Origin of the sequence: Hwanghaeella grinnelliae (genome assembly GCF_004005845.1) — a bacterium.
GTDB lineage: Bacteria > Pseudomonadota > Alphaproteobacteria > UBA8366 > Aestuariispiraceae > Hwanghaeella > Hwanghaeella grinnelliae.
On the sequence record NZ_SADE01000002.1, the window covers coordinates 634,201 to 645,900 of the forward strand.

The window sequence follows — 11,700 nt, forward strand, 5'->3', positions numbered from 1 at the left end:
TTTCGGTCTGTTCAGTTTGGAGGAGTTATGGGAGGCGTCACGGAGAATCTCGCCACTGTCCGCGGTGAAATCGAAACCGCGGCCAATTCGGTGAACCGCGATCCGACTGCGGTTACATTGATCGCCGTCAGCAAGACCTTCGATGCGCATGACATCCGTCCCGTCCTGCAGGCGGGCCAGCGCGTCTTCGGTGAGAACCGGGTTCAGGAAGCGGAAGGAAAATGGCCCCAGTTGCGGGAAGAGTTTTCGGATGTGGAACTCCACCTGATCGGACCGTTGCAAACCAATAAGGTGAAGCACGCCCTGCCGTTGTTCGACGTCATTCAAACCGTCGATCGCCCGAAACTGGCCAGAACGCTGGCCGATCACATGGATAAGACGGGCCATCGCCCGGACTGCTTCATTCAGGTGAATACCGGTGAAGAAGACCAGAAGGCCGGCATCGCGCCCGCGGATGTGGATGCTTTCGTGGCCCAATGCCGGGACGAGTTCGGCCTGCCGATCATCGGGCTGATGTGCATTCCGCCGGTGGACGAGCAGCCCTCGCCGCATTTCGCGCTATTGTCGAAGATGGCCGAACGCAATGGCCTGGAAGGCCTCAGCATGGGGATGAGCGCCGATTATCAAACAGCCGTCATGCTGGGCGCGACGCATGTGCGCGTCGGATCGGCGATTTTCGGCAAACGGGACTATCCCTGAACCGCGCAACCAGGCGTCAGGACCCCAGGAAGGCGACCGCATCGCCTTCTTTCACCCCGGCCAGGACCTGTTCCAGATCTTCGCGTTTCAGCGCGACGCAGCCTTCTGTCGGCCGGTATCCGTCCCGTGCGACATGCATGAAAATGGCGCTGCCCAGGCCGGGCATGGGCGGGTCGTCATTATGGCCCAGTACCACCACGATGTCGTAGAGCTTGTCGTCACGCCACATCAATTCATGGCTGGCTGGGTAGGGCAGTTTGACAGGCCGGTTATAGGCCGGGTCGTCGGGGGCGTCGCACCAGCCGTCGGTTTTGGTTAGCGGCACGGTCTTTAGACCTGTTTCCGGAGCCGGGCCGCGATCCGGCCGGAAATAGACCATCCTGAACGGCCAGGTGCCAATCGGGGTCGCGCCATCGCCCTCCCGCTTGTCCACGGCATAGCCCCCGCGTCCGATGGCGCATCGGAACCGTGTTCCGTCCGGCAATTCCAAAAATTCGCCTTTAACCTCAATCACCACCGACATTTCCCCTGATCGGCCGCGGCACCAATCGCTGTATCAACTGCTCGGTCACCCTTGCTGTTTCATCGCCTGATACCGGTTCAAGGCGTCCATCATCGCGGAGGGCACGGCGGCGCCCGGGGGAGCCGTGATGCCGGCCGCTTCCGCCAGGTTCGCTGTCTGGGACTGTCCCGGCCCGAACGCGGCTTCCATCACCTTGCTCTGTGTATCCTCGCCACCCCGTGTCTTCACGGTCGGCGGATTGAGCCCCAGGCGATTCATTGCGGTTTCGAAAGGATCTGGCTCGTCCGCTTTGGCTTGAAGGGCGGCAAAAGGATTGGCGGCCGGTGCGGCGCCATCGATGGAAAGCGGCAGGGCTGCGCTGTATTTCGCACTGGCTGCCCGCATATCCTGTTGTTCCGATGCCCGGGCTTGCGAGCCGGCAGGGCGGGTGCCCTGTGTTTGCTGCGCGGCGGCCTGCTGCGCCAAGGCCTGACTTGGTGAGCCGGCCTGCGCCAACATCGCCAGGTGTTGCGCCATTTCGGGGCTGAGGCGTGCGACCCCGCGGTAATCCTTGCGGCCCGAGCCTTTCTCCACGGCCGCCGTTTGCTGCCCGGCCAGAAGTGCGTCCAGCGGCTCGGCATCGGTTTCGGCCTGGATTGCTCCCGCCGCATTGGAACCCCCGGATGCCTTGGCGGCGAGCCGCTCCAGAAAGGCGGCCTGGGCCTGGTCGAGCTGCCGTGCACCGCCCCCGTTTGACGTGCCGGGGTTTGACATGCCCGCGGCCATCGCCATCGCCGCTAGCTCCGCTTCCGAGCCGACCGGGATGGTTCCGGGCGGCAGGGTCGGGCCGGTTGTGCCCGCGTTGGCGCCGGCGGGGCCCGCTGCGCCGGAATCGGCAAGCGCGTCACCCGCCGCAATGCCATCGCCGCCTTCGCCACCATCCTCGCCAAGCCCGACCATGGCCAGCATATGGCCCATCACGTCGTCGCCGGTCGTCTCCTCGATGGCATTGTTGATCATCGCGGACGCAAAGCCGAGCGGACCGCCATAGATTGCGCCGCCGGCCATCTTCGCGCCGGGCGATGCCTCGTCCCCGGTGATCGAACGATAAAGGGCGCCGACCACGGGCAAATGTTGCAACGGGTTCACGATATCCAGTACGTCGCCGAAGGACAGCCCGTCATCGCCGAACAAATAGCCGTCATCCGGCGCCATTTCCGGCGCGCGCTTGTCTTCGTGGACCCTGGCGGCCGTTTGGACCTGTGGCCTGGTCGCGCGGGCCTTGGCGGGGTCCGGTGTCATCAACGACCACGGCGCAAAGCCCGTATCAATACGGTCTTGTGGTGTCATAACAATTCTCCTCTCACCGAGGATGGAAAGCAGGATTGATGCCAGACTCCGTCAATACGGTCTTCCGGTGAGGGCGCCGAACAGCCGCTATCCCATGGTACCGGTGCGCAAAAGGCGGTCGTTGGAGCCTTGAAAGCGGAATCCCTTTGCGGTCACAATCACTTCACAGTGTTGGCATCGGCGTTGAAAATCAGTCGGATATGCCTCAGGTGATTGCGGGTTTGCGGGGACTTACGATAATACTTATTCAACATTCGCGGCCATCCCGACAGGCCGCAGCAATCTCGGGGGTGAAAAACCATCCATGGTCGGCAAAAAGATCCTGCTGGTGGACGACGACGTCGAACTGCGCGACTCCTTGTCCGAACAGCTGCAGCTGCATGAAGAATTCCAGACTGTCTGCGCGGGGACCGCGAAAGAAGGTTTGGAAGCCACGAAGGGCGAACATTACGACGCCATCCTTCTGGATGTCGGCTTGCCGGACATGGATGGGCGGGAAGCCTGTCGGCTGTTCCGCCGCGGCGGCGTCAAATGTCCGATCGTGATGCTCACCGCGCATGACACCGATTCCGACGCCATCCTGGGATTGGATGCCGGCGCGAACGATTACGTCACCAAGCCTTTCCGGCTAAATGTGCTTTTGGCTCGGTTGCGTGCGCAGTTGCGCCAGCACGAACAATCCGAAGACGCCGTCTTCACCATCGGCCCCTATACATTTAAGCCGTCGGCGAAGCTGCTTCTGGACGAAGAAAAGAACAGCAAGGTCCGTCTGACGGAAAAAGAGACGGCAATCCTAAAATATTTGTATCGCGCGGGTGACAAAGTCATAGCCCGCGATACACTGTTGGGGGAGGTCTGGGGCTACAACGCGGGCGTTACGACGCATACGTTGGAAACCCATGTCTATCGGCTGCGGCAGAAAATCGAGAGGGATCCGTCCAATGCGGAACTCTTGGTGACCGAGCCGGGAGGCTACCGGCTCGTCCCTTAGGCCCGCCCCTTGTGGAGCACCTTCGCGCGCGGATGAACGTTCGGTGCGGCGGCGTTTCGCCAGGACGGGGTGACTCTTACAACCGAATGGGATGCCCGTGGCCGGAGGTAGCCGTTTCTCAGTGACGTTTTGGGGTACGCGCGGCAGCATTGCCTGCGCCGGACCGCATACAGTCAAATATGGCGGCAACACTTCTTGCCTGGAGGTATTGTGCGGTGACGAAAGACTGATTTTCGACGCCGGATCCGGTCTTCCCATGCTTGGCCGTCACGTTCTGGCCAATGAAGGGCCCGTCGATACCCAGGTTTTCCTGACCCATACGCATCTCGACCACATCATCGGAATGCCGTTTTTCGCGCTGTTCCATATTCCGGGCCTGACCGTGCCGGTCTATGCCGGGCATTTGAAGCCGGTCGGGATGTCCCTGCACGGCGTCTTGTCGGACATGATGCGCGCGCCGCTGTTTCCGGTGCCGCCGGAGATTTTCGGCGCGAATGTCTCGTTCAACGATTTCGAGGCCGGTGAAGTACTGCACCCGTTGGACGGCGTATCCCTGCGCACCGCGCCGCTGAACCATCCGAACGGGGCTTGTGGTTACCGCATCGAATATGACGGTAAGGCGATCGCGTACATTACGGATACGGAACATTATCCCGACCGGATGGACGACCGGGTCCTTGACCTGATCCAGGGCGCCGGGATCATGATCTATGATGCGACCTATACGGATGAGGAATACGAGAAATTCGTCGGCTTCGGCCATTCCACCTGGCAGGAAGGGATCAGGCTCGCCGACGCGGCGAATGTGGAAACCCTGGTGATTTTCCATCACGACCCCAGCCATACGGACGACATGATGGACGAAATCGCAGCCGATGTGGAAAAGGCCCGTCCGGGCACGATCGTCGCGCGCGAAGGGATGACCCTGACTCTGTGAGTGTTGTGCCCGTGTTTTCACGCATTGCCCTGCGCCGCCTGAAGCTTGGCCTGGAAACAGTGCTGGGCATCCGGAAACAGGGCTTTTTCATACCCTATCGCTATGCCGGGACAATCGAACCGGCGGATGAAGCCCGTCCTGCCTATTCACGGTTGGAAAAGACGTTTCTGGGCGCCGAACCGGATTTTCGGGAATTGCTCGATGCAATGGCCGGGCTTTGCGGCGACCTCGACGCCATCGGGGAAGACGGGCCGCCGGAACCGCGCTGGCGTCAGGACTGGTTTCCGGGGCTCGACGCGGCGGCGGCCTATGCGATGGTTCGGACGCGCAAACCGTCCCGGATCTTGGAAATCGGGTCCGGCCATTCGACGCGTTTTCTGGCCCGCGCCGTCCGCGATGGAGGATTGAACACCCAAATCACCGCCATCGACCCGGCGCCCAGGGCGGACCTTTCGCGGCTTCAGGGCATAAACCTCATTCTTTCGGTGGTTCAGGATGCGGACCCGGCGATCTTCGCCACGCTTCGGCCCGGTGATATCCTCTCGATCGATTCAAGCCATATCCTGATGCCGGGCACGGATGTGGATATGTTTTTGTCCGAGGTGGTGCCGGGTCTGCCGGCCGGCGTGCTGCTGCATATCCACGACATCTTCCTGCCCTGGCCCTATCCGGCGGCCTGGGAATGGCGCGGCTATAATGAGCAGCAGGGCGTGGCCGCTCTGATCGGGTCGGGGGGATGGACGCTGCTGTGGTCCAGCGCCTATGCACGGCGGCGGCTGTTGCCCGGCATGCCGGACCATCCGGCCAAGGCGCTGCCGGTGCCCAGCGGCGCGCATGAAAGCAGCCTGTGGATAGAAAAAAAGGCCCCGGCGTAGAACCGGGGCCTACTCGTTTCTCGTTTTGGCCGGACGCCTATTTGTACGGGTCCGCCGCGTCGCGCAGGCCGTCGCCCAGGAACTGGAAGGCCAGCACCACCATGATCACCGGGATCGCCGGATAGAGCAGCCAGGGATACAGCGCGACCGCGCTGAAGTTCTGCGCTTCGTTCAGAAGCACGCCCCAGCTGGTGATTGGCGGGCGCAGACCGAGGCCCAGGAAACTCAGCGCCGTTTCGCCCAGGATCATGCTGGGAATGGCCAGCGTGGCCGATGCGATCAGGTGGCTCATGAAGCTCGGCATCAAATGCTTGCCGATGATCCGCGACGGTTTCGCGCCCATCAACTGGGCGGCAACCGCGAAGTCCTCCTCACGCAGGGCCAGCAATTTCGACCGCACGGCGCGGGCAAGGCCCGGCCAATCGAGCAGTCCCAGGATCACCGTGATACCCATGAAGACCAGAATGGGCGACCAGGTCACCGGCATCGCCGCCGACAAGGCCATCCAAAGCGGCAGTGCGGGGAAGGACCGGATGACCTCGATCACCCGCTGCACGACGGAATCGATCCAGCCGCCGTAATACCCGGCCATGCCGCCGATCACCAAGCCCAGTGTGAAACTGATGATGATGCCGATCATGCCGACGGTCAGTGAAATCCGCGCGCCTTGAATGATGCGCGATTGAATATCCCGGCCCAGCCGGTCGGTGCCCAGGAAGAAGAACTGGCTGTCCTTGGCGGGGCAGACGATGTGGAAATTGGATTCCCAGATCCCCCAGAATTCATACGTCGACCCGGCATAGTCGTCGCTGGTGCAGAAAAAGCGCAGTTGTTTGGGCCTAGCCGTGTTTTCCGTATAGACCCAGCGTAACTCCTCCAAATTCAGGCTGACATCGTATTCATAGACGAAGGGTCCCATGAATTCGCCATTGTGGAAGAACCGAACATCCTGCGGCGGGGCATAGAGGAAATCCGTATGGCGGTGGGAAAAGCTGTACGGCGCCAGGACTTCGGAAATGACGACCGACAGGTAGACCAGCACCAGGTAGATGCCGCTGATCAAGGCCAACTTGTGGCGCTTGAACTTCATCCACATCAACACCCATTGGGAGGCGAGGTAGTATTTCTCCTGCTCCGGCGACAGCGTAACCGCGGAATAGGGGTCGAACGGGCGATCGTTCACATAGTGCTTCAGATCGGATGTGCCCTGGGTAGCATCGGACATCGTGAAGGTCTCCTTCCCTAAGCCCGGGCTATTTCGCCAGGTCCGCGCCGAGGCGGATGCGTGGATCGAGTGCCGCCAGCGCCAGATCCGAGATCAGGGTGCCGAGGACGGTGAGAAGCGCCAGAAACATCAGGAAGCTGCCAGCCAGATACATGTCCTGGCTTTGCAGCGCCCGCAGCAGCATCGGGCCGGTGGTTTCCAGGCTCAAGACGATCGATACGATGGCGGATCCGGAAATGATCTCCGGCAGGATATTGCCGATATCGGCGATGAACGGGTTCAACGCCATGCGCAGCGGATATTTGATCAGCGCCTTGCCCGGGGGAACGCCCTTGGCCCGCGCTGTGACCACATATTGCTTGTGCAACTCGTCCAGCAGGTTCGCGCGCAGCCGGCGGATCATCCCCGCCGTGCCGGAGGTTCCGATAACGATCACCGGCACCCACAGATGCTCCAGAATGCTGACCATTTTCGCCCAGGACATGGGCTGGTCCTTGAAGTGGTCGTCCATCAAGCCGCCGATGGATGTACCGAAATACTCGTTCGCCAAATACATCAGCACCAGGGCCAGCAGGAAGTTCGGCGTCGCCAAACCGATGAAGCCGACGAAGGTCAGCGCGTAATCGCCCGCGCTGTATTGGCGGACCGCGGAATAGACGCCGATCGGGAAAGAAACCACATAGACGAAAATGATCGTCCCCATGGACACGACGATCGTCAGCAAGGCGCGGTCGCCGACAACATCCGCCACCGGCTGTTCGTGTTCGAAGGAATAGCCCAGATTGCCTTGCAGCAGGCCCCACAGCCAGTGCAGGTATTGCAGGACGACCGGTTCGCCGAAGCCATATTCCTGGCGGTAAAACTCCAGTTTTTCCTGGCTGATTTCCTCACCCTGGGCCTGAAGTTCCGTGACCAGCGTGGTCAGATAGTCGCCGGGCGGCAATTGGATGATGATGAAGACGAAGACGCTGATCACCAACAATGTGGGGATCATCATCAACAACCTGTGGGCCAAATATCCCAACATTTACTTTCTTCCTCCCCCGCAGCCGACAAGCCGGCGCGCGACCTTTGCCGTTATTGCTGGGTCAGTTTCAAGGCGTCCCGGTCCCACCAGAACGTATCCATGCCATAGATGCCGAAATGCGCGCCAGGATCCCAGTTCCACAGACCTTCCTCCGGCACGTTGTTCAACCCGTTGCGAACGACGATGGGCTGCAGCACGCCGGCCACCAGGCCGATGGAAAAGACGTTTTCGGACTGGATCTCCAACATTCGGGCCCAAATTTCCCGCTGCTCGACGATGGTCTTGGCGCGGTACCACTTCTCCAACAGATCAAGCAATTCCTGGGGTGCCGGCATATCGACAGGCTCACCCGCATTGCCGTTGGTTTCGTGGTACTGACCCCACATTGGCCATTGCAGCTGCACCTGACTGATCGGCGCCAATTCAGTTGGCGACATCGCAGCCGTTGCCAAACCGTTTTCCCATCCCGATGAAATCGAGACCTGGGTTTCGCCGGCGAAGACGCGGCGGCGCATGTTGTCCAGGCTCAACGGTTTGATGAACATCTTCACGCCGATTTCGCGCCAGCCATCGGTGATCAACTGCAGAACATCGGTTTCCTCGGTAGAGGTGCCGCCCGTCTCGACGATGATCTCAAGCGGTTCCCCGTTGGGCAGCATGCGCATGCCGTCCATTCGCCGGCGCTTCAGGCCCAGGCGGTCCAACATCGCGTTCGCTCTCTTGATGTTGAACTCGGTCCAAGCTTCCCGATATTCCGGCTTATACAGCGGGCTGCCCGGCAGCAGCGTGTTCTGCCCTTCCAGCGCAAGGCCGAAATAGACGACACGATTGATCTCGTACCGGTTGACCGCAAGGGACAGGGCGCGGCGGAAATCCACCTCACGAAACAAGTCCCGCCAGACCGGATCCTTGTGGTTCATATTCGGGAACAGGGCCAGATGCGCGCCCTTGGCGATGCGCCACAACAGCGTCTTGTAGCCGTGGGACTTTTCATTCTGCTTCAACAGGGTGAAGTCATCGAACCGCAAATACCGGCCTTGCAGGTCCAAATCGCCGGTCGCGGCCTTACCCCCCACAAGCTTCTTTTCGGTCAGGTTGATGATGACCCGGTCGATATATGGCAGTTGCAGGCCGTTCTCGTCGATTTTGTGGAAATAAGGGTTCCGCAGGAAGACATAGCGGTCGCTGGGCGAGGGTGTGTCCACATACCAGGGTTGGAGCACTGGAAGATCGGGGTTTTCGTTGCGGTAGAGCCGCCCAAGCCGTGTGTGGAGAGAAGCCCAGCTGCGCTGGCCTTCTTCTTCCACCATTGCCTGCAGCTTGTCCTTATCGGCGTATTTGATGTGGAACTGCTTCAAGTAATGCGCCGGGGCGTAAATATAATTCGGCGATGCGCCCGCAAGGCCGGGCAGGAAGTCCGGGTTGGGATCGGGCCACGTGTAACGGATCGTTACCTCGTCCAGTATTTCCACGTCCGGGTAGGAATCGCGCACCTTCATGAAGGCGGGCGGACCGACGGGATACAGCTCTTCGTTATGGGCCATATCCTCCCACCAATAGCGGAAGTCTTCCGTCGTGAAAGGCGCGCCGTCCGACCAGCGGTGGCCGCGCCGAAGCGTCAGCGTGAAGGAACGGCCGTCCTCCACGTCGACGGATTTCAGGATATCGGCGACGAGTTCGAAATCTTGATCGTATTTGACCAGCCGCGCATAGCCGTAAACGGTCATCTGCCGCATGTCTTTGGCGCGCGTCATCAAGGTGCGGATATCGCCGCCATGCAGGCCGATCTTTTGACCCGGCCTGTCCATCCGGACAACCAGCGGCTCCTGCGGCGCCCGAAGCGAAACCGGGGGCAGGGTGCCGTTGCCGACAGCCTCTTCCAGGAAGGGCGAGTCGACGATATCCAAGGCCCGCGCACTTCCCGCGGTCAAACCCCAGATCAATGCGCCCGTCAAAAGGGTCAGGCCCGCCGCGGCGGCCAAGGCGGTCGATTGCCACCGGGCTGTTTCAGAGCGGGCCGTTTCGGCGCGGGCTCTTTCGGCACAGGTAGCGGTGCGCAAGGTTTTCATGCCGCCAACTCCGACAGGTTGGCATCGGGCAGGGCACGAACATAGTGCCCGTCACCCAAGTCTCGGAGCACCGGTGAGACACCGTCGACTTCCGCGAACGGGAAGGGCCAGACGGTCGGCTCGGACGCTTTTTCGGACATCAGGTGACCGAAATCCAGGGGATGGTCCAGGTTCGGGTCCGGTACCGCGGTCAGCAGGCCGCGCGTATAGGGATGGACCGGATTCCGGAACAGCAGGTCGCGCGGCGCCATTTCAACCAATCGGCCGCGGCACATCACCATGATCCGGTCGGCGATATAGTCGACGACGGCCAGGTTGTGCGAAATAAAGATATAGGTCAGGCCCAAGGTATCTTTCAGGTCCTTCAACAGGTTCAGGATCTGGGCCTGGATCGAAACGTCCAGCGCGGAAACCGGCTCGTCGCAAATCAGGATTTCAGGTCGCAGGGCCAAGGCACGGGCGATGCCTAGGCGTTGCCGCTGCCCGCCGGAAAAACTGTGCGGGTAGCGCTTCAGATGCCGCGTATCCAGGCCGACCAGCTCCATCAATTCCTGAACCAGTTCCTGGCGCTCGCGATGGGTCCCGACATCGTGGATTTCCAACGGTTCGGAAATCAGATCCAGCACGGTCATTCGCGGGTTGAGGGACGAGAAGGGGTCCTGGAAGATGAACTGCATCTTCCTGCGAAACTCCAGAAGGTCCTTACCTTCCAGGGCCGGAATGTCGATGTCGCGGTCATGGTCGTGGAACCGGATTGATCCGGTATCCGGCGTCAGCGCGCGCATCAAGATTTTGCTAAGCGTGGTCTTGCCGCAACCGGACTCCCCGACCAGGCCCAGGCACTCGCCCCGACGCAGCTCGAAGCTGACATTGTCGACGGCTTTGATTTGGTTGCGTTCCTGTTTGCCGAACAGGCTGCCTTTTTTGATCGTATAGGTCTTGTTGATCCCGTCCACCGATAGGATCGGCTCACCCAGCTTGCCCTGTTCGCCTTCCTTCTGAAGGGTCAGGTGCCCGCCGATGCGCGGCTTGATCTCCCGGATCGGGATCAGGCGTTCGCCCGGCTCCATGTTGAAACGGGGCACCGCCTTCAAAAGCGATTTCAGGTAGGGGTGCTGGGCGTTGCGGAAAATATCCGTCAGCGAGCCGTGTTCCATGACCTCGCCGTGATACATGACGACGACTTCCTCGGCCATGTTGGCGACGACGCCCAAGTCGTGGGTAATCATCAGGATCGCCATGCCCAGGTCGTCTTGCAGGTCCCGGCACAGTTTCAGGATTTGCGCCTGGATCGTCACGTCGAGGGCGGTGGTCGGTTCATCCGCTATCAGCAGTGCCGGATTGCAGACCAAGGCCATTGCGATCATCGCGCGCTGACGCAGGCCGCCGGACAATTCGAAAGGATAGGTTCGGATGGCGCGGAGGGGATCGGGAAATCCGACGCGGGCCAGCATTTCCTCCGCCATGGCGATCGCTTCCGCGCCGCCGACATTGCGGTGCAGTTCCAGCGCTTCGCAAATCTGGTTGCCGACCGTGTGCAGCGGCGACAGCGAGGTCATCGGTTCCTGGAAGATGATTGAAATCCGCCCGCCGCGCAGGGACCGCATATCCGGACCATCGCGATCCATCGCCGCGATATCCAACACGGTGCCCGGCTTGTTCGGGTCGCGGAACAGGATCTGTCCGCCGGTGATATGCGCGGATTTCGGCAGGATGCCCATGATCGATTGGCTGACGACGGATTTGCCGGAACCGGATTCACCGACCAGCGAAACCGTCTTTCCGGCTTGAACCCGGAAAGAAACGCCCTTTACGGCCTGGATCTGCCCTTCCGGCAAATCGAAACTGACTTTCAGGTCGCGAACTTCGATTAAGTTTTCGGACATGGACCCGGACGGCTCCCCCTGCTGACGATCACCTGTTCACGGCACTCCGGGCATTCTTATACGGTCCGGTTACTTTGCGCCGGTTAAATATTACGGAAGAAAATGTTCACAACTGGTTAAGAGCCGTCAACTGAAACGA

General features: G+C 60.7%; 10 protein-coding genes. 4 read left to right on the top strand and 6 right to left on the bottom strand.

Annotated features, from left to right (window positions below; genetic code table 11):
- Positions 1 to 27 precede the first annotated feature (27 nt).
- Positions 28 to 699 (top strand): YggS family pyridoxal phosphate-dependent enzyme, encoded by a 672-nt coding sequence (locus EOI86_RS13620; RefSeq protein WP_127765729.1) that lies wholly within the window; start codon positions 28 to 30, stop codon positions 697 to 699.
- A gap of 16 nt (positions 700 to 715) precedes the next feature.
- On the opposite strand, the gene EOI86_RS13625 is transcribed toward EOI86_RS13620, so the two are convergent.
- Entirely contained in the window at positions 716 to 1,222 is a 507-nt protein-coding gene (locus EOI86_RS13625) for a L,D-transpeptidase family protein (protein WP_127765730.1), read from the bottom strand.
- A 45-nt stretch (positions 1,223 to 1,267) separates the two neighbouring features.
- Positions 1,268 to 2,551 carry a hypothetical protein gene (locus EOI86_RS13630; protein ID WP_127765731.1) on the bottom strand — a complete coding sequence of 428 codons (1,284 nt, stop codon included), beginning with the start codon at positions 2,549 to 2,551 and terminating at the stop codon, positions 1,268 to 1,270.
- A gap of 304 nt (positions 2,552 to 2,855) precedes the next feature.
- Between EOI86_RS13630 and EOI86_RS13635 the strand changes: the two genes are divergently transcribed.
- The 3 genes from EOI86_RS13635 (at position 2,856) to EOI86_RS13645 (ending at position 5,354) form a co-directional block, all read left to right on the top strand.
- Positions 2,856 to 3,542, top strand: coding sequence for a response regulator transcription factor (locus EOI86_RS13635; protein ID WP_127765732.1), 687 nt, complete (start codon positions 2,856 to 2,858; stop codon positions 3,540 to 3,542).
- 121 nt (positions 3,543 to 3,663) lie between these two features.
- Positions 3,664 to 4,479 carry an MBL fold metallo-hydrolase gene (locus EOI86_RS13640; protein ID WP_240035669.1) on the top strand — a complete coding sequence of 272 codons (816 nt, stop codon included), beginning with the start codon at positions 3,664 to 3,666 and terminating at the stop codon, positions 4,477 to 4,479.
- The gene (locus tag EOI86_RS13645; protein ID WP_127765734.1) at positions 4,476 to 5,354 is read left to right on the top strand and encodes a class I SAM-dependent methyltransferase; all 879 of its coding nucleotides are present in this window, start codon (positions 4,476 to 4,478) and stop codon (positions 5,352 to 5,354) included. The genes EOI86_RS13640 and EOI86_RS13645 overlap by 4 nt, the downstream gene beginning before the upstream one ends.
- Positions 5,355 to 5,391: 37 nt before the next feature.
- On the opposite strand, the gene EOI86_RS13650 is transcribed toward EOI86_RS13645, so the two are convergent.
- From EOI86_RS13650 to EOI86_RS13665, 4 genes are read right to left on the bottom strand one after another with little or no spacing between them, the layout of a single operon-like run.
- The gene (locus tag EOI86_RS13650; RefSeq protein WP_127765735.1) at positions 5,392 to 6,579 is read right to left on the bottom strand and encodes an ABC transporter permease; all 1,188 of its coding nucleotides are present in this window, start codon (positions 6,577 to 6,579) and stop codon (positions 5,392 to 5,394) included.
- Between the two features lie 28 nt (positions 6,580 to 6,607).
- Positions 6,608 to 7,606: an ABC transporter permease gene (locus EOI86_RS13655; protein WP_127765736.1), complete on the bottom strand. Its 999-nt coding sequence runs from the start codon at positions 7,604 to 7,606 to the stop codon at positions 6,608 to 6,610.
- 50 nt (positions 7,607 to 7,656) lie between these two features.
- A complete protein-coding gene (locus EOI86_RS13660) occupies positions 7,657 to 9,675 on the bottom strand; it encodes an ABC transporter substrate-binding protein (protein ID WP_127765737.1) in 2,019 nt (672 codons plus the stop codon).
- Positions 9,672 to 11,561 carry an ABC transporter ATP-binding protein gene (locus EOI86_RS13665; RefSeq protein ID WP_127765738.1) on the bottom strand — a complete coding sequence of 630 codons (1,890 nt, stop codon included), beginning with the start codon at positions 11,559 to 11,561 and terminating at the stop codon, positions 9,672 to 9,674. The genes EOI86_RS13660 and EOI86_RS13665 overlap by 4 nt, the downstream gene beginning before the upstream one ends.
- Between the last annotated feature and the right edge of the window lie 139 nt (positions 11,562 to 11,700).